Origin of the sequence: Frankia sp. CgMI4 (assembly GCF_001756285.1) — a bacterium.
In the GTDB taxonomy this organism is placed as follows: Bacteria; Actinomycetota; Actinomycetes; order Frankiales; family Frankiaceae; genus Frankia; species Frankia casuarinae.
Genome location: NZ_MAQZ01000036.1, coordinates 1 through 18,311 on the forward strand (window position 1 = coordinate 1; position 18,311 = coordinate 18,311).

An 18,311-nucleotide genomic window follows, 5' to 3' on the forward strand; every position below is an offset into this window, starting at 1 on the left:
ATGGTGCCCCCGCGCGGGTTGAGCTTCGCCGGGTCGGCACCGGTGTCGCGGGCCCACATGAGCGGCACGGGCGCGAACGCCTCGTTGACCTCGAAGGCGTCGATGTCGTCGATGCTCAGACCGGCGCGCTTGAGCGCCTTGCGGGTTGCCGGGATCGGCGCGGTCAGCATGAGCAACGGGTCGTCCCCGGCGAGCGCGAACGTGTGGAACCGGGCCCGTGGCCGCAGGCCGAGCTTGTTCGCCCTGGTCTCGCTCATGATCAGGACGGCCGAGGCGCCGTCGGTCAGCGGGGAGGAGTTACCCGGGGTGATGTTCCAGGTGATCTCCGGGAAGCGGGCGGCGTACGCCTCGGTGTAGAAGGACGGCTTGAGCTTCGCCAGCGTCTCGACGGTCGTGGTCGCTCGGACCGTCTCGTCCACGGTGTGCTGGGCTGTCGTGCCGTCCGGAAGGGTGATCTCGACCGGGACGATCTCCCCGGCGAAGTCCCCCGCCGCGACGGAGGCCGCCGCGAGCTGGTGCGACCGCGCGGAGAAGATGTCCAGGTCCTCCCGGTTGATCTTCCATCGGGCGCTGACGAGCTCCGCGCCGATGCCCTGGTGGGCCAGGCCCTCCGGGTAGCGGGCGTGCAGGCTCGGGCCGTTGGGGTCCTTGCCGAAAGTGGTGGAGCCCATCGGCACCCGGCTCATCGACTCCACCCCGGCGGCGATGACGATGTCGTAGGCGCCGGCGAGCACCCCCTGCGCGGCGAAATGGGCGGCCTGCTGGCTCGAGCCGCACTGGCGGTCGATCGTGGTGGCCGGCACCGACTCGGGGAACCCGGCCGACAGCACCGCGGTGCGCCCGATGTTGACGGCCTGCTCGCCGGCCTGGTCAACACACCCGGCGATGACGTCGTCGACCAGCGCCGGATCAAGGTCGTTACGGGCGATCAGTGCCTTCAGCACGGTGGCCAGCAGCTCCACCGGATGGGTCTCGGACAGCGCCCCACCCGGCTTGCCCCGTCCCGACGCCGTGCGTACCCCATCGACGATGACTGCGTTCTCCATGGGTTCTCCCTCGTCACAACCATCACAATGACGGCGGATCGACCGTCGCCCTGCCCGGTACCGCCCTGCCCGTTGCCTGGCGCCTGCCCGGATCGACGCTACGGGCCACCCTCTTGATGGGTCAACAAGTGAACCGGAGGTCAGGGGGTCGGGGCCGGGCATCCCGTCGGATAACCGAGCGCATGTGTATAGTATCTCTCCGCCGCCGGATGTAGCGGGACGTACCGGCAGATGTTGGTCGCGATGAAGGAGCCGGGAGTCGCGAAACCGAGGCGGCGCGCCTGCGCCTGCGCCTGATGAGTGGCCCACAGGGTGGCCTTGAACTCGGCGGAGTGCTCGTCCATCATCCAGGCGGCGAATTCGACCAGCGCGGGATCGGCGTACCTACTGGCGACGATGCCGTTCGGCACCGCGAGGGTCGCTGTCGGCTGGGACGGGATGAGGTTGTAGTCACCCGGCTCGATAGCGGCCCTTGTGAAGACGTTGGCTCCGACATCGAGGTACTGGGAGTACCAGTCCCGCTGGATCGCCGACTGCCAGTCGTCGAGTGGCACGAATTTGATCTTCTGGTAGCTGTCGTTATATTCCTGGACCGCCATCGTGGGAGCGCCCGCCGCCCACAGGACCGCGTCGGCGTGATCCACGCCGGTGGAGTGAAGTTTCTGGAGCGCCTCGGTTATCCGGTTCCCGGTCACCGGACGGACGACGCAGCCCGCTCCCTTCACCCGGGTGATCTGACGGAACAGCACGGTGGCGATCTGGTGGGTGCCCGAGTCGAGCAGTCCGCTTTCGACCGTCTTGCCGCACAGATCGTCCGCGCTGTGAATGCTGGAGTCGGCCGGGACGATGAGCTGGAGAACGTCGTAATAGATCTGGCCGACGAGGCTCAGACCCTCGACGGCCCCGCCGGTGAAGTCGCCCCGGCCGTTCTGGGCGTCCACCACCACGTTGAGTTGGGCCAGCGCGAGAGTGCAGCGCCGGTTCTCCGGAACCCCGAGATTCTTGAGGTTCTGGGACGTCCCGCTCGTGTCCGAATCAGGAAAGGCGCGCCACCCGTTGCCGCCGTTCAGCGCMGGATCACTGATGAGCTTCGCGAGTGTGCTCGCGTACTGCGAGTAGGGGGTGCGGGGCTGGCCGGCGATGATCCGTACGGTCGTGCACGTGGTCGCGTGCAGGTTCGCCTTCGCCTCCGTCGCCGCATCGCGCCGAGCCTGTTCCGGTGCCGCCGTCTGCGCTGAGGGCGTGCTCGGGGGCRTGCTCACGAGCATCGGGCTACGGCCGTCTCCGCCGAAGGCCCGGCCGATGAAGACGCCGACGATGGCGGCCAGGATCACCAGGGCGGTGATGGCGATGGGACGCCGTCCCAGCCGCGACCGGGTATTGGACATCGCGGCGACTCCTCGATCCGTGGGACGCTGACGTCGGGCCTTGCGCGGGGCAAGCTCCGGGGCACGTGTCCGCCACTGGGCCGCCGCACCGGGATCCCGGTGCCCCGGATCCCGGTGGTGAGAACCTGGCCGGTCGCGCATCCCGCTCCCACCGCGCTGATCGTCGCATACCAACCATGCCGCGCAGGACGCCGTTGGTCGAGGGCGGCCGATTCTTGTGCCTGATCCCCGAGGGCTACGGGGTAACGACCGATTTGTTCCGAACGCCCGGCTCCGTGACTGCAGCCGGGTCCGGGTCCGCCGGATCGGCCGGTGGCGCTGGGCGGGGTGGGCGCATGGCGATGGTGAAGACGGCCGAAAACGCCGCTGCGCCCAGCACCTCGGCCATGGCCGCCCACGCTCGGCCGTGGGCGATTTCCGCCCCCCCGAGCGCGCCCACCACGCAGGCCCCACCGACCACCAGCGTCGCGGTACGGTCCGTCGGAGGGAACAGCATGAAGGCCGGGGCGGCCGCGGCGAGCGCGGCGACGAGTGAGCCGACCAGCACTCCGCCGGGGCCGCCGTCCGCCACCTGGAAAGCGATTCCGATGACGATGGCCGCGGCGAGCGTCGGAAGCACGACCCACCCCCGCGTGAGTGCGGTACGGAGGGCGCGGGCCGCCCGGCGCCATCCCGCCACCTCCGGCGGGAACGTGGGCCGTGAGGTGATCGGGCGTTGCGTGGGCGGCAACGGCAGGGTGAGGCCGGTGTCCGGGGTGACGGCGGCGGGGGTGCCAGGTGTACCGGCGGGGTCGGGCTCCGGTGGCTCGGTCCGGGTGCCCTGGGCCGGGGGGAAGCCCGGCCGCTTCTTGGGCGCGAGACCACCTTCTTTTTCCCAGGCCGAGCGGACGTTGCGCAGCAGCTCCTCCCGGGCGGCGTCCTCGTCGTCGATGCCGATGAGGTCGAAGTGGACCACCTGCCGGAGCATCCCGGTAGGGGTGCATTCCGCTATCCGCACCGGGATGAGCTTACGGAGGTTGCCCTCGGGATCGTATTCGAACGCCGCCTGCCATTCTGCCCGGCAGTACGGGGAATTCAGATACTCGGGCGAGAGCACCGCGATCGTGTGCCGGCAGTTCTCCATCCCCTGACCCATGTCCCTGAMCCAGTTGCGGCCGGGGCCGATATGCCAGGCCTGGAGAAACACGCGATAACCGACCTCCTGCAGCTGCCAGGCGATCCATTCGGCCCAGTCCCGGTCGCGCTGGCAGTAGCTGATGAAGAAGTCGCCCTGGTCCACCCGATTCCCACCTGTGAAATCCTCCGGACTGCTCGCTCCAGCTGAAGGATGATCGTACCGTCGTTCTAGGATGAATGYCACCGTTCTGCCCCGCCGCGGCGGGGCAGAACGGGCAGGGGCGCGCCGCGGGTGGCGCGGTGGGGTTAACCGACGAGGCGGGGCCCGCCGTCGGCCGGGGCGGTCCGGGCGGTGATGCACGGCAGCCCGGGATGGGCCCGGCCGATGTCGGCGATCCGCAGGTCCACCCAGGCGAGCAGACCGGGAACGGCTACGCCGTGCGGAGGYCGGTCCGCGTAGGGGATGAGGTTCGCCGCGCCGCGCCGCAGCACGGCCACGCCGCCCTTGACGTTGCCGCGGGCCAGATGGGTGACGCCGACGGCGAGCTGTGCCAGCCCACGCCACAGCCCGCGCTCGCCGGGGTCGGTCTCCGGACTCTTCCAGACGGCTTCGAGTACCTCGTGTGCCTGGAAGGGARGTCCCGCGTCGAGGAGTCGCTGGGCCTCGGCGAGCGCCGCGGCCGGCRGTAGCGGGGCCGAGGAGGCGAGCGGCGGCACGCCGGTCTCGCCGTGGGGAAGGGGGCGGCCAAGCGCGTCCCGGGGCCGTTCCCCGGGCCGGGACACCCCGGACCCTGATTCAGTCGCGGGGTGCGCCCGGGGGACGGGGCGTGTTCCGGGAGGCGGCCGTGTTCCGGACGGTGCGCGTCGCCCGGACCGGTCCGAAGTGGTCATGCGGTCCACTCTGACCGCCTCTCGGGGGTGGCGCCTCCCGTAGCCGCGCGGACCGGGGTCGTCGTCAGGCAAGACCGGGGGCGCGGTGTCAGCGGCTGCCGGTGTCAGCGGCTGCCGGTGTCAGCGGCTGCCGGTGTCAGCGGCTGCCGGTGTCAGCGGCTGCCGGTGTCAGCGGCCGACGGCGGCGCGCAGCGCGTCGGCGCGGTCCGTGCGCTCCCAGGTGAAGTCGGGCAGCGTCCGACCGAAGTGGCCGTAGGAGGCAGTCTGCCCATAGATCGGCCGTAGCAGGTCAAGGTCCCGGATGATGGCGGCCGGGCGCAGGTCGAAGACCTCCGAGACGGCCCGCGCGATTTCCGGCACCGGCACGGTCTCGGTGCCGAAGGTCTCGACGAACAGGCCCACCGGCTCGGCCTTGCCGATGGCGTAGGCGACCTRCAGCTCCGCCCGCCGGGCGAGGCCGGCCGCGACGACGTTCTTGGCGACCCAGCGCAGCGCGTAGGCGGCCGAACGGTCGACTTTGGACGGGTCCTTGCCGGAGAAAGCACCGCCGCCATGGCGGGCGTAGCCGCCGTAGGTGTCAATGATGATCTTGCGGCCGGTCAGGCCCGCGTCGCCGATCGGGCCGCCGATCTCGAACCGGCCGGTCGGGTTCACGAGCAGCCGGTAGCCGTCTACCTCCAGGCCCAGGTTTTCCTCGGCCAACCGCTTGAGCTCGGGGGCGATGACCTGGTCGCGGATGTCCGGAACCAGGCGGGTGGCCAGGTCGACGTCGGCGGCGTGATGCGCGGACACGACCACCGTGTCCAACCGGACCGGGCGGTCCCCGTCGTATTCGATGGTCACCTGGGTCTTGCCGTCCGGCCGCAGGTAGGGCAGCAGGCCGTCGTGACGCACCTTCGACAACCGCTGGGCGAGGCGGTGGGCCAGTGTGATCGGCAGCGGGAGCAGGTCGGGGGTCTCGTCGGTGGCGTAGCCGAACATGATCCCCTGGTCGCCGGCGCCCTGCTGGGCCAGCGTGTCCTCGCCGCCCTCGACCCGTGCCTCATAGGCCTTGTCGACGCCCTGGGCGATGTCCGGGGACTGGGCACCGATCGAGACCAGCACGCCGACGGTCGCGCCGTCGAAGCCGGTGGCGGCGTCGTAACCGATGTCGGTGAGGGTGYGCCGCACGACGGCGGTCACGTCGACGTGCGCGGAGCTGGTGACCTCGCCGGCCACGTGCRCGTGCCCGGTGGTCAGCAGTGTTTCCACCGCGACCCGGGAGGTGGGGTCGCCAGCCAGGAACGCGTCGAGCAGGGCGTCGCTGATCTGGTCGGCGAGTTTGTCCGGATGGCCTTCGGTGACCGACTCGGAGGTGAAAAGGCGACGGGACATGGAAGGATTCCTCGTTTCACAGAACAAGATATGGAACAAGACGATGTTGCGGGAGAAGGTGCCGGCCGCACGGGGACATACGTGCGCGGGTGGAGCTGCGCGGGTGGATCCGCGCGGGTGGAGCTGCGCGGGTGGAGTTGCGCCGGTGGATCCGCGCCGGTACATCCCTACATCCGTGCCGGCACTGGCTGGCCGGCACGGTCATTTCACCAGGGCCGGTGCTCGGGGTCCGGGTGCCGCGTCGGGCTCGTCGACGCCGTCGGATGTCGAACCGCATGCGGACATGCCCTCCGAGTCGGCGGGCGCCGAGGTGAGGAGAGCGGGGTGCTGGCCGCGCCGGCCTCCGGCCGCGCCGGCTCGACGGCCGGCCAGGCCGAGGGAGCGGACCGAAGCGGTGGATCTCGGGAACGCGCTGAGGGCGCGCCGGACGAGCGCGTCCGCCGCGCGGCTCAGCGCGCGGTACAGATGGCGGAACTCACCAGGGAGAAGTCGACGTGGCCACGCGTAACGAGAACGGCCGGACTGAACACCGAATGATCTCACCACGGCGGTCAACCTGCCGTCAACGCCGCAGGCCGATCGTGTGCCGTTGCCCGGGCTCGATCTCTCGTCCCGACCGCGCCGTCGTCGGAGGCCGCACCCGCCGGTGCCGGCGGCCGAGCGGGCCGACATYGAGGTGTGGGCCCGCCGATCGAGCGTGGACGAGAAGATGATCATMGCGATCGCCTGCTAGCACGCGGATCGCGTCCGTTCCTACGAGTTGCTTGCCAGTGAGCGGACCTGGCCGGCTCGTCCCTCGACCCTTTGCGTCATCCGGGACCGGTGATTACGGGGGAGTATGATAGGTGATATTGAGCGCGGTCATCCGGGGCCGAGTGAATCCGGGGCCGAGTGAAGGAGACGTCGTGTCGGACGACCGGTGCGGGATCACGGTAACGCTGTGGCCTCGGCCGGGTGGCCGCGCGGTCGAACTCACTCATCGCCGTCACATCGACACCTGCCGCGTCAACACGGCGGCCTGTCCCCGTTGACATMCGGATGACCTCCGGAACATCCGGACCTCCCGCACCCCGGCCTCGACCTTCGATCTGACATCCGCCTCCGCGCGTTTGTCGGTCGGTGCTCGATCCGGCCGGAACGAGGCGTTGGAGGTCGTCGTCAACGGCAGGAACGGCGCTGGTCATGACCGATCCCCCGGCATCATCGGAACAATCCCTGACTCCGGAGCAGCCTCCGGCGCACGGGCGATCCACCGCGACGGAACAGTCCGAGTCCGGGCGTCCCGAGTCCGGGCGGTCGACGGTGCCCGGACGATCAGAGGCGGCCGAGGCCTTCGTCCTGCGGGGGGTGCACGTCCTCGACAGGACCGGGCGCTTCGGTGAGCCGACCGACGTCGCCGTCGGCGGCGGGATCATCCATGCGGTCGGYACGCGACTCGGTCTTGACCGGGACGCCGTCGACGTTGACGCCCACGACCTGTGGCTGATGCCAGGGGTCGTCGACTGCCACGCCCACGTCACGCAGTCCACCTATGATCCGTTCGAGCTGGCGACGGCGTCGCTGTCCACCCGGGTCCTGCAGACCGCCGCCGCGTTGCGGGCGTCGTTGGCGGCCGGTGTCACACACCTGCGGGACGCCGGCGGCGCCGACGCCGGCATCCGGGACGCGGTCAGCGCGGGCACCGTGCCCGGACCTCGGCTTGCCGTGTCCGTCGTCGGGCTGAGCCGGTCCGGGCGGCACGGTGACGGGGCGATCATCGGTCCCGGGCTGGAGTCGGCCGAAGATCTTCTCATGCCGGACTATCCCGGCCGGCCCCCGCATACCGTTACCGAGGCGGGCAGCCTGCCGGCCTCGGTGCGGGGCATTCTGCGGGCGGGTGCGGACTGGATCATGATCTACGCGAGCGGCGGGGTGATGTCCGCCCGGCCGGGGCAGCCCGAGCCGCAGTTCAGCCCGGTGGAGCTTGCGGCCGCCGTCGCGGAGGCCCGGCGGTACGGACGTCCGGTGATGATGCACGCCTTGGGCGAGCGGTCGATCGAGGCCGCGGTCGCAGCCGGAGCGCGTTCCATCGAACACGGCATCGGGCTCACCGAGCCCGTGGCGGCCGCCATGGCGGCCGCCGGGGTGACGCTCGTCCCCACCCTGTCGCCCTACCAGGACCTGGCGGCGCTGGCGGCCACCGGAGTGCTGCCGGGCTGGGCGGCGGACCGAGCCGAGGCCACCGAGGCCGCGCTGGCCGGCACGATCGCGGTCGCCCGTGCGGCGGGGGTGCCGATCGCGCTCGGCAGCGACGCCCGGCACCGCACCCGGCACGGCGCGAACCTGGCCGAGATCAGCCGGCTGCGCCATGCCGGGCTCACCCCACCCGAGGCGCTGCTCGCCGCGACCGCGACCGGAGCCCGGCTCTTCGGACTGGGTGAGGGAGCCGGCCGCATCGCCGTCGGCTCCGCCTTCGACGCGATCCTGCTCGACGCGGACCCCGGGGACCTGTCGATCTTCGAGCGGCCGGGCGCTGTGAGCGGAGTGTTCCTTGGCGGTCGCGCGGTGCTGCCCCACCCGCGGCTGCCCGGGAAGCTGGTCCGCCCCACCATGGTGATGGAAGAGGTGCCGAGAATCGTTCCCGAGCGGCCCGCGGTGTCGCCGCCCGGCTGACTCTCCCGTTTTCCGGAATGTTCACGAAATATCAAAAGAAATACCCTTAGTATGGCTCGCGGGATTTCGTYGGATCCATTCTGGGACGGCGATTGACCGAGATGCGGATCGGCCCCCGAAAGCTATCGTCGTAGGGGCCCCGCTGCCGGCTGCCGTCAGGTGGTCCGGGCCGTTCGCTGGTACGGGGTGCCGCGTCTCCAATGCCTGGAGGGTTCTCATGCAGCACGCTGAAATGATCAATAAGAACATGCGGAAGGCCATCGAGGAGTGTATGTCCTGCTCGGCTCTGTGCGAGGAGACGATCTCCTACTGCATGGACATRCCGGGCGCCATGATGGAGTCGGCGAACATGCGGCTGATGATGGACTGCGCGGCCGTCACCAGGACCTGCGCCGACATGATGTGCCGGATGTCGCCGATGCACGGGGAAATGTGCGCGATGTGCGCGCGGATCTGCGTGATGTGCGCTGAGATGTGCGAGAGGATGCCGCAGGATCAGCAGCTCGCCAAGCTCGCCGGCGCATGCCGGTCCTGCGCGGAGAGCTGCAACACGATGGTGGGCRCCGCCGCCTGAGCCGCGTCCGGCCCGACGGCGCCGGGGCGCAGCCGGCGGTCACCCGACTCCGCCCCGGCGTCCGGCTGTGCGGCGGCGCGTGGCACATGATGCGCGGCACATGATGCGCGGCACATGATGCGCGGCACATGATGCGCGGCCTCGGTCACGACCGGTGGCTACGGTTACGTATCCTCGGGCGGACATGGGGTGAAACACCTGAGTAACAATATTGACCATGTTGACAGGTAGCCGTSGGATAGGCAAAATATGGTCATGTTCTCCTCGGTGGGTCGGATGACCCCCCTGGTCGTCCGTGGCCACATTGACTTCCTGCGAGCGGCCTCGTCCGGTTGTCCGACCCGGCCGCTTCACGTGCTTTACTAGCCTCCTCGGATTTCCCTCGCTCTCGGTGTTCTCCCTGGCGTTCTCCTGATTCACGGTCACTCGATAGGTCTGTCCGTAGATCGTCATCGCCTGCGTGGACGCCAGCCGCCTCGGTATCGATGTCCGGTCAGTACCGGGTACATCTCTGGACGGTTTCCGATCGGAGCATGCTGTGTCGTCCATGGTTTCGTCGTCATACTTTCATCCGCGCCCCCGTGGATATGTGGGGGGGCCGGGAACCCGTTACTGGCCCAGTGGTGATCCCACCCACTCGAGAAGAGCCAGTGTGGTCCTTCTTCCCGGTCGTGGAGAATCCGCCGAACATTTCGAGGGCCTAGCTTTCCGGCTCGCGCTCGACGGCTATCAGGTGACGTTTCTCGACCATGGGAGAGACACCGTCCTCGCCCTTGGTGAGGCGCRTGCCCCCGATGGTCCGTTCGTCCTGCTGGGTTCGGACAGCGGGGCCCTGCGGGCGTTGGTCGGCGCCGGTTCGCCAGCGGTCCGGCCGGATGCCCTCGTGTTGCTCGACCTGCCGCTGGTGTACCGGAAGATCGCGGGCGAGGATCCGGGACAACCGATCCCACGGTCGCTTCCCGACCTGCCGATCCTGTTGCTCCATGCCGAGCGCGACGAGGTCAGCCCGCTTGCGCTGGCGCGCATGATGACGCGGACCGCGCGCCGGGCCCGGCTGGCGTCGCTGCCCGGGGGGCATGGCGTGCTCGCCGGCCCCGGCCGGCGTGCGGTCGGCGCGCACATCCTGCTGTTCCTCGAGAATCTCCGTGTCTCGCGGCTGGCCCCACGGCAACGGCAGCGGGACCGGTCGGTCGACTGATCTCGCCCGGTGCCGGGCGCGCCCGCGTGCCGGTCCGATCGGGGTGTGCCTTCGCGGGAGGCCCAACCGCTCAGCAGGTGTTTCCTCGGCGGGTGCCGGCGCGAATCACGCGAATCCGCGGGTCAGTCGTCCGTCCCGTACCGCATCGTCCGTTTTTCAACGGCGCAGGCTTCGAGCCGCAGGCTCGAAGCCTGCGCCGTTCGCGTTTGCGTACCCGTCCGCACGCCACCCGACCCCCGGGCCAGGCTTCCCGCTTGCCGTGGTTGCCGGGGTTGGGTTGCCGGACGGCCGGGCGGTCCCGGTGACTACCGGACCTCGTGGCCACCGGTCCCCGTCTCGACAGACCGGCCATATCGCCAAGATCCGGTCGTGACGGGTGATCTGCGTCGCTACCGGTAGCTGCTATTGATGTCCGAGAGTTGCGGCATCGCAGCGTTATGCACGCATCGTGACCAACATGCGCCCAGATTCGGCACAACTCGTACTTGTCACTACGGTCTGTAGTTCGCTACGGTTGCGGGGTATCAACAGCTCCGGGCCGACGCCGAGTTCTGTCCACGGTCCGCAGCTCCCTCCGAGAGATCTTGGGCAGAAGCGGGGGAACCACGTTCCTCCGGGTGGCTCGTTGCGGGCCACCCTTGGGGTTAAGCCGTTACGCGCACGCCGCGGAAAYGGCCGGGCTTCCCGGCCCGAACCCGACRGCTAACCTCGCAGGCGTACGGGAAGGACTCGACGTTGCCTGTGTTTCAGGAACGCTCGGCTCCGGTCTTCTGGACCGTGACGCCGTTCGGCGCGACCCGCGGTGCGTCCCCGCCATACGGGGCGCCGTTCTCGCCCTGACGTCTTCGCGAGAACGTGCCATCCGGTCGGTGCCCGTACCGGCCGATCGCGCTGACGCGCCATACCACCAGCTCGGCTGAAAGCCACCCGGCCTCGTCGTCTGTGGTCGGCTGACCCCTGCCGTCCACCGGGCCCGCCAGGCCTGGAACGGAATGACCACGGCCGCCTGCCGTGCTGTTCAGYCCATCGACCCCGGGATCCCCAGGGCGCGTCGATCGGTCGTCCCCGGTCGTCCCCGGACGGCCTCTCGGCGCACCGGCAGACCGGCACTGGGTGCTGCCCTTCTCCAGCGCGGTCGTCTCCGCTCGCCCTCCTTCGAGCGGCATCCCTCCCCTCGATCACCCGTCTGTGTTCGACGACACCGAAATGAGATGTCAAAGAAATGGCCAAGGGAAAGCATCGGAAACGTTCCACCCGGACCCGGGGCGCCGTTGTCGCCGCCGTCGGTGTGATCGGCGCCGGCGCCGGCATGTTCGCCACCGCGAGCCCGGCCAGGGCCGCCACCACGGTCCCCGATGTGACGATCGCCAGCGCGGCCGCGAACGCGGGACTGCCCGGCTGCCGCGGCGTTCCGCTGGCCACCTGGGTCGCGGTGGCTCTTGCGGAGTCCGGCGGCAACCCCTACGCCCACGCCACCTACGGCGAGGACTCGCGCGGCCTGTGGCAGATCAACATGCGGGCCCACGCCGGCTGGGTGGGTAACCGCAACCTCTACGACCCGGCCGTCAACGCCTGGGCGGCGAAGAAGGTCTGTGAAGGCCAGGGCATCACCGCCTGGAGCGCCTACACCAACGGCCTGCACTACCGCTACCTGGCCCGGGGACAGGCGGCGGCGGCGGCCGTCTCGCGCGGCGTGCGGTTCACGAACATCTCCTACTCCTCGCTGGCTGCCCCGGTGCGTGCGGCCGTGGTGGCACCCGCGGCCCGCTACCCGTCGCTGGCCGTCGGCCTCGGGTTCCGCCTCGACGTCCACCAGATCCAGAAGAGGCTCGCCAGCCTTGGCTACCCGATCAGCGTGGATGGGAAGTTCGGGTACCAGACCAACCACATGGTCAAGGACTTCCAGCTGAAGCACGGTCTGGTGGTTGACGGGATCGTCGGACCGCAGACGCGGGCGAAGCTCGGGATCTGACTCTGATCGAGGCCCGCCGACCGGGCTCCGCTGCCGCCGGCCGGTGTTCCCGACCCGCCCGAGGGCGCTGCTCGATATCCGCACGCACCGGATGACTACCCGGGGTGAGGTGGGGGTATTCAGCCACCGGGCCAGCACCCGGCCGGGAGCACCGGGTCGGGAGACGGCATCGGCCCGGGCGGGACCAGCCGGCCCGCACGGGACCAGCCGGCCCGCACGGGAAAACCGAAACGGGGGCCCGATCGATGAGAGCCACGATGCTCGACGACTACCTACCTGAGGCGAGTCCGAACGCATCCTCCGTGACCGGGGCCGGTCTCCTGTTCGCGGTCCTGGGGCCGCTGGAGGTGCGGCGATCCTCGGGCGAGCAGGTCCGCATCGACCAGCGCAAGAAGCGCATACTGCTGCTGACCCTGCTGCTGCACGCCGGCCAGTGGGTGAGTGTGGACGGGATGCGGCTCGCGCTCTGGCAGGATGCCCCGCCGCGCTCCGCCGGGGGCAACATCAAGACTTATCTCTCGGAGCTGCGGCACACCCTCCGGCCGCCCCTGGACACGTCCGGAGCCGGGGGGAACGGCCCCGGGCGCATCGAGAGCCGGCCGGGGGAGTACCGCCTGGTCGTCGCGTCCGGTGAGATCGACGCTAAGCGGTTCGAATCGGCCGCCGAGCAGGGCCGCGCCGCCGTGCGCGCCGGCTCGCCGGAACGCGCCGCCGGGTTTTTCGAAGGCGCCCTCGCGCTGTGGCGGGGGGACGCCTTCGACGAGCTCCCGGCGGAGATCGCGGGCGCGGAGGTCCTCCGGCTGGAGGAGGCTCGCTGGGCGGTGTGCGAGGACCTGATCGACGCCCGCCTGGCCCTCGGCGAGTACGACCGGGTGCTGCCGACCCTGCGGGCGCTCACGGTCGAACATCCGACCCGGGAACGTCTCTGGGCCCAGCTGATCCTTGCGTTGGAACACACCGGCCGGCGGGCCGAGGCACTGGCCGAGTACCAGACGGTCTACCGGCGGCTGGTGACCGAACTCGGGATCGAGCCCGGTGTCGAACTGCGGCGTGCCCATCAGCATGTACTGAATCCGGACTCGTGGGTCACCTGATGCCACGGCCGTGCCGGCCGAGTCGTGCGCCGGAAGTCAGCTGAACCGCCAGTGAACCCGGCGGGGGAATTTCAACCATACGGGCTGGACCAGCCGGCCGGCGCCCGGGCCACGCGCGCGGCGCCGCCGTGTATCACCACCGGGGCGCACGCCACCGGGGCGAGGGCGCGCGGAAACCGCTGAGGAGAAGACGATGAAGGCTATCTACCTCCCCCCGCGACTGGAAGATGCCGGCAGCTTCGCCGCAGTGACGAACGGCCGCTGGGGCTGGGGGCGTGACTACTCCTGGCGGCGTTTTGCGTGACGGCGGCCGGGGTGGCGGTGGTCCCGATTCCGTCCTGCTGGTTTCTGGTGCTGGCCGACCGTGATCCCGTCGTGCGTCCGCCGGGGGCTCGTCGCATGCTGCGGTATGCCTCCGGGCGGCCGTGGATCGTCGGCAACTGGCCGGACGATGCCATGGTCAGTGCCGTCGCCGGGCGCTCGCGGCTGGCCCTGATCGGGTGTGCCGCGACCAACGCGCGACAGCTCCTGCGGCTGCTTCTCTCGGCCCGTGACGTGCACGCTCTCGACCTCGCGCGCGCCGTGGCCGGCGACTACCACGTGATCGCCGAAATCGACAGCCACCGTCGCGTCCAGGGCAGCCCGACGGGAACCCGGCGGGTCTTCACCGCCCGGTTGGGCAGCCACCTGGTCGCCGCCGACCGCGCCGACGTGCTTGCCCGGCTCACGGGCGCCCCGCTGAACCGGACGGCGCTGGCTTTGTCGCTGCTCGACCCGTCACCGCCCCATCCGCTCGATGACCTGGTGCTCTGGGAGTCGATCGACGCGCTGCCCCCGGATCACTACCTTCTCGTCGGCCCTGACGAGAAGGCCACCGTCCTGCGGTGGTGGCGTCGACCGGCACCGGTGCGGTCCCGCACGGAGGGGGCGCCGACCCTGCGGGCGGCTCTCGCCGAGGCCGTGGCGGCGCGGGTCGCCGGCGGCGGGACAGTGAGCTGTGATCTGTCGGGCGGACTGAGCTCCACCTCGGTGTGCTGCCTGGCCGCGCGCGGCCCCGCCGACGTGGTCGCGCTCACCGGGATCGCCCCCGATCCCGGTGACGACGACGCCGCGCGGGCCGCGGCCACGCTCCCTGGCGTCACGCGCGAGATCCTGCCCGCCGCCGGGCTTCCCCTCGTTTACGACGGCATCGCCGACGCCGACGAACCGCTCGACCGGCCGTTCGTCGGCATCGGCGACCGGGCGAAGCTGCGCGCGGGTCTTGACCGGGTCGCGCTGTACGGGCCGCGGGTGCACCTCACCGGGTTCGGTGGTGACGAGGTCGCCTACGGCTGTCCCGCCTACCTCCCCCGGTTGTTGCGCCGCCGGCCCCGGCGGGCGCTGCACGACCTGCGCGGACACCGAGCGCAGGAGGGCTGGCCGTGGATGGCGTGCCTGCGAATGATGCGCCCGCGCGGCTACCGGGACTGCCTCGCCGACATGGCCGATGCGCTCGACCAGGCCCGCCGTGCCACGGTCGGCCACGCGCGCCGTCCGGCCGGTTCCGGCCGATCCCACCCGGGCGTCCTGGCCTCGCTCGACTGGGCCTTTCCGCCTGTGGTCCCGGGTTGGCTCACGCCGACGGCCCTCGACTTGCTGGCCGGAGCGTTCGCGGAGGCCGTCCGGCGCGCCCGGCCGCTGGCCGAGACCCGGGACGGCCACGCCGATCTCTTCGCCATCCGCGCTGGCGCGGCGGTGTTCCGGTTGTTCGACCAGCTCGCCGATCCGGTCGGCCCGCCGCTCGCCGCACCCTTCCTCGACGAGCGGGTGGTCCGGGCGGTGCTGGCGGTGCGGCCCGAAGAGCGCACCGGTCCGTGGGAGTACAAACCGCTACTGCAGGAGGCCATGCGCCGGCTGGTGCCGCAGGAATGCCTGCGCCGCGAGACCAAGGCGGATACCGCCGCCGAGGAGGATCAGGGCCTGCGCACCAGCCAGGACGTCCTGGTGAAGCTGTGCGATGACAGCCCGTTGGCCGATCTCGGCCTGATCGAGTCGGACGCGCTGCGCCAGGCGTGCCGATCTTCGTCCGTACCTGGTCATCGCCACCAGGCGCTGCGACCGACGTTCGYGGCGGACGCGTGGCTGCGGGTGCTCGCGAGCCGGCGGGGCCCTGACTGAGCTACCGGAGGAGTGAGTGATCATGGTGACGCTGCGGCCTGACGTGGTGCGGGCGCCGACCCAGTACGGAGCGGTGCTCCTCCATATCGACAACGGCCGATACTGGACCCTCAACCCCTCGGGTGACCTGGTGCTGCGGATCCTGCTCGACGGCGGTGACACGGCAGCCGCCGTCCGCGGGCTGTGTGAGACCAGCGAGGTTGACCCGGAGACGGCGCGCCGCGAYGTGGAGGGTCTGCTCGCCCAACTCGCGGACGTGGGCCTCATCGAGGCCGAGCCCGAGTCCCGATGGTCACCCGAGACCGAGGCGGTCTGCGATCCCCGGACGCAGGCCCGGTGACCGCGCCGATGGTGGTCGAGCGGCCGGAGGCGAAACCGTCCCTCGCTCGTCGGCTCGGCGCGCTGGTCGCCGTGGGGATCGCGCGGGTGCTCGCGACCCAGTCGCCGGCCCGCATCTGCCGGGTGCTCACGGGGGTGGGCGCGGGCGCCCGCCCGGCCGACTATGGCACCGCGCTCGCCGCCCGGCAGGCGGTGACAGCCGTGAGCCTCACCTGCCGCGGCGCGCGGGGCTGTGTTCCCCGCTCGATAGCGACCGCCCTGCTGTGCCGGTTGACCGGAACGTTCCCGACGTGGCGTGTGGGGGTGCGCACCATCGCGCCGTTCGCCGCGCACGCGTGGGTCGAGGCGGACGGAGTGATCGTCGGGGAGTCGATGCCGGCAGGCTACCTGCGGCCGCTGCTCAGCGTCGGTCCGGGAACGGTAACCGGGCCGCGTCGCGTGGGCTGGCTCCGTCGCGTGGGCGGGCTCCGTGGGAGTGGCGGGCTCCGTGGGAGTGGCGGGCTCCGTGGGAGTGGCGGGCTTCGGGGAAGGGGCGTGCCTCGTGACGAGGGCGTACGTCGTTGAGGGGGAGGGCCGGGGAGCTGCCCGGGGGCCTGCGTCGCGGGGCGTCACGGAACTCTGGGCGCTGCTGCGCGGCCGTCGCGGGGCGGTGGCGATCGCCACGGCGCTGACCGTGGTTGGCACCGCCGTTGGGGTGCTCCAACCGCTGCTCGTGATGCGGGTGATCGACGCCGCGCAGGCGGGGGGTGTTCCCGGCTGGCTCATCGGGGCGCTGCTGGGTCTGTTCGTCGGCCAGGCGGTGATCGACACCGCCGGGCACTACCTGCTCGAGCGCGTCGGCCAGGGCGTCCTGCTCGGCCTGCGCACCAGCCTGATCGGCCACCTGCTGCGGCTGCGCATGCGGGTGTTCGACACGCGGCGGATCGGGGATCTGATCTCCCGTGCGAACACCGACACGACCGTGGTGCGGGAGGCGGTGGCGTACAGCTTCACCGCCCTGGTCACCAGCGTGATCGGCGTCGTCGGCGCCGTCGCCCTGATGATCTGGTTGAACCCCTGGCTGTTCCTGCTCGTGCTCGGGGTGGTGGCGGTGGCCGGGGTCGTGGTACTCGGCGCGCTGTCCCGGATCAGGACGGTGTCCGAACGTGGGCAGGCCAGCGTCGGCGGCATGACCGCCGACCTGGAGCGCGCCCTCGCCGCGATCCGTACCGTGCGGGCGAACCGCGCCGAGGGGCGGGAGGCCGCGCGCATCGGCGACCACGCCGCGGCCGCCTACCAGGCCGGCCTCCGGATGGCGAAGCTGGACTCGATCATCGCCCCCGCGATGCAGCTCGCGGTGCAGGGAAGTGTGCTGGTCGTGCTCCTGGTCGGCGGGGTCCTGGTGGCGCGCGGTTCGGCCTCGCTCGGCAGCCTGGTCGCCTTCCTGCTGTATGCCACCTACCTGGTGATGCCGTTGTCGCAGCTCATCGAGGCGGCGGCGACCATCCAGCGGGGGATGGGGGCGCTGTCGCGGGTCAACGCGGTGTTCGCGCTGCCCCGGGAAGGCGACGACGAGTCCGTGCGCGGTCCGCTGCGCACCGTCGCGGTCGTGGCCCCCGGCGGGAYGCGCCCGCCGGCACCATTGTCGCCCTTGTCCTCGTCGCGAGTGTCGTCCTCGTTCTCGTCACGAGGGGAGACGCCGAACCCGCGGGCGCCGTCGATCGAGTTCCGTGACGTCTGGTTCGGCTACGCGCAGACGCCAGTGCTGCGCGGGGTGTCGTTCACGGTGCCGTCTCGCGGGCACGTCGCGCTGGTCGGGCCGTCCGGTGCCGGCAAGTCCACCATCCTGGAGCTTGTCGAGCGCTTCTACGAGCCGGACGCCGGAATGATTCTGTTCGCCGGCCACGACGTCCGCGCGATGCCCCGCGCGACCGCCCGGGGGTGKGTCGGGCTGGTCGAGCAGAACACCCCGGTGCTGCACGGCAGCCTGCGGGACAACATCACCTATGCGGCGCCGGATGCGACCGAGGAGCAGATCGCCGCGGTCCTGGCCACGGCGGGGCTGCGGGACTTCACCGACCGGCTGCCCGAGCGGCTCCGGACTCCGGTCGGTGATCATGGTGTGCTGCTCTCCGGCGGGGAACGGCAGCGGGTCGCGATCGCCCGCGCGCTGCTCGCTCAGCCCGCGGTGCTGCTCCTGGACGAGCCCACGGCCCAGCTGGACAGCGTCAACGAGCAGGCGCTCACTCGCGCGATGAGCCGGATCGCCGCCGAGCGGGCACTGCTGGTCATCGCCCACCGGATCTCCACGGTGCGGGCCGCGGATTTCATCCTCGTGCTGAACGAGGGCCGCGTGGTCGCGCAGGGCTCGCACGAGGAGCTGATGGCGACCAGCGCGTTCTACCGCGGCCTCGCCACGGGCCTGCCGGCCGGTCCCGCCAGCCCCGCCAGCCCCGCCGGGCCGGTCAGCCCGCCAGAGCGCGGGCGAGCCGGGACCGCAGGGCCTCCCGCCCCGGTGAGGTGAGCGCTTC

General features: G+C 71.1%; 15 protein-coding genes and 1 riboswitch. Of the genes, 10 read left to right on the plus strand and 5 right to left on the minus strand.

The window, feature by feature from the left end:
• The 5 genes from Manayef4_RS02935 to metK all read right to left on the minus strand — a co-directional run.
• Nucleotides 1-1,046: thiolase family protein (locus Manayef4_RS02935; protein WP_070130537.1), on the minus strand; the 1,046-nt coding region annotated here is incomplete at its 3' end.
• 140 nt (nt 1,047-1,186) lie between these two features.
• Nucleotides 1,187-2,434 (minus strand): TAXI family TRAP transporter solute-binding subunit, encoded by a 1,248-nt coding sequence (locus Manayef4_RS02940; RefSeq protein WP_070130538.1) that lies wholly within the window; start codon nt 2,432-2,434, stop codon nt 1,187-1,189.
• Between the two features lie 235 nt (nt 2,435-2,669).
• Nucleotides 2,670-3,713: a toll/interleukin-1 receptor domain-containing protein gene (locus tag Manayef4_RS02945; RefSeq protein ID WP_070130539.1), complete on the minus strand. Its 1,044-nt coding sequence runs from the start codon at nt 3,711-3,713 to the stop codon at nt 2,670-2,672.
• A 143-nt stretch (nt 3,714-3,856) separates the two neighbouring features.
• Nucleotides 3,857-4,333 carry a DUF309 domain-containing protein gene (locus Manayef4_RS02950; protein ID WP_070130540.1) on the minus strand — a complete coding sequence of 159 codons (477 nt, stop codon included), beginning with the start codon at nt 4,331-4,333 and terminating at the stop codon, nt 3,857-3,859.
• A 276-nt stretch (nt 4,334-4,609) separates the two neighbouring features.
• A complete protein-coding gene (gene metK / locus Manayef4_RS02955) occupies nt 4,610-5,815 on the minus strand; it encodes a methionine adenosyltransferase (RefSeq protein WP_070130541.1) in 1,206 nt (401 codons plus the stop codon).
• Between the two features lie 1,302 nt (nt 5,816-7,117).
• On the opposite strand from metK, the gene Manayef4_RS02965 reads away from it, so the two are divergent.
• The 10 genes from Manayef4_RS02965 to Manayef4_RS03010 all read left to right on the plus strand — a co-directional run bounded on the left by Manayef4_RS02965 (nt 7,118) and on the right by Manayef4_RS03010 (nt 18,304).
• On the plus strand, nt 7,118-8,467 hold the full coding sequence (locus tag Manayef4_RS02965) for an amidohydrolase family protein (RefSeq protein WP_236701490.1): 1,350 nt from the start codon (nt 7,118-7,120) through the stop codon (nt 8,465-8,467).
• Nucleotides 8,468-8,684: 217 nt separating this feature from the next.
• A complete protein-coding gene (locus Manayef4_RS02970; RefSeq protein WP_070130542.1) occupies nt 8,685-9,041 on the plus strand; it encodes a four-helix bundle copper-binding protein in 357 nt (118 codons plus the stop codon).
• A gap of 652 nt (nt 9,042-9,693) precedes the next feature.
• Complete coding sequence (locus tag Manayef4_RS02975; RefSeq protein WP_254665434.1) at nt 9,694-10,239, plus strand: alpha/beta hydrolase; 546 nt, start codon at nt 9,694-9,696, stop codon at nt 10,237-10,239.
• 532 nt (nt 10,240-10,771) lie between these two features.
• A riboswitch (cyclic di-AMP (ydaO/yuaA leader) is annotated at nt 10,772-10,970 on the plus strand.
• 491 nt (nt 10,971-11,461) lie between these two features.
• Entirely contained in the window at nt 11,462-12,211 is a 750-nt protein-coding gene (locus tag Manayef4_RS02985) for a peptidoglycan-binding protein (protein ID WP_011437373.1), read from the plus strand.
• A gap of 257 nt (nt 12,212-12,468) precedes the next feature.
• Nucleotides 12,469-13,305, plus strand: coding sequence for an AfsR/SARP family transcriptional regulator (locus Manayef4_RS02990; RefSeq protein WP_023840804.1), 837 nt, complete (start codon nt 12,469-12,471; stop codon nt 13,303-13,305).
• Between the two features lie 193 nt (nt 13,306-13,498).
• Nucleotides 13,499-13,609 (plus strand): lasso RiPP family leader peptide-containing protein, encoded by a 111-nt coding sequence (locus Manayef4_RS25625; protein WP_023840805.1) that lies wholly within the window; start codon nt 13,499-13,501, stop codon nt 13,607-13,609.
• An 11-nt stretch (nt 13,610-13,620) separates the two neighbouring features.
• Nucleotides 13,621-15,462, plus strand: coding sequence for an asparagine synthase-related protein (locus Manayef4_RS02995; protein ID WP_254665435.1), 1,842 nt, complete (start codon nt 13,621-13,623; stop codon nt 15,460-15,462).
• Nucleotides 15,463-15,484: 22 nt separating this feature from the next.
• Nucleotides 15,485-15,802 carry a lasso peptide biosynthesis PqqD family chaperone gene (locus Manayef4_RS03000; RefSeq protein WP_011437370.1) on the plus strand — a complete coding sequence of 106 codons (318 nt, stop codon included), beginning with the start codon at nt 15,485-15,487 and terminating at the stop codon, nt 15,800-15,802.
• The gene (locus tag Manayef4_RS03005) at nt 15,799-16,365 is read left to right on the plus strand and encodes a lasso peptide biosynthesis B2 protein (RefSeq protein ID WP_349257420.1); all 567 of its coding nucleotides are present in this window, start codon (nt 15,799-15,801) and stop codon (nt 16,363-16,365) included. Before Manayef4_RS03000 ends, Manayef4_RS03005 begins: the two co-directional genes overlap by 4 nt.
• Entirely contained in the window at nt 16,343-18,304 is a 1,962-nt protein-coding gene (locus Manayef4_RS03010; protein WP_070130544.1) for an ABC transporter ATP-binding protein, read from the plus strand. The genes Manayef4_RS03005 and Manayef4_RS03010 overlap by 23 nt, the downstream gene beginning before the upstream one ends.
• The last annotated feature ends 7 nt before the right edge of the window (nt 18,305-18,311 follow it).

Excerpts from the sequence above, each read along its gene's own strand:
- Manayef4_RS25625 (WP_023840805.1), top strand. The coding sequence starts at position 13,499 with ATGAAGGCTATCTACCTCCCCCCGCGACTGGAAGATGCCGGCAGCTTC.
- Manayef4_RS02985 (WP_011437373.1), top strand. The coding sequence starts at position 11,462 with ATGGCCAAGGGAAAGCATCGGAAACGTTCCACCCGGACCCGGGGCGCC.
- Manayef4_RS02990 (WP_023840804.1), top strand. The coding sequence starts at position 12,469 with ATGCTCGACGACTACCTACCTGAGGCGAGTCCGAACGCATCCTCCGTG.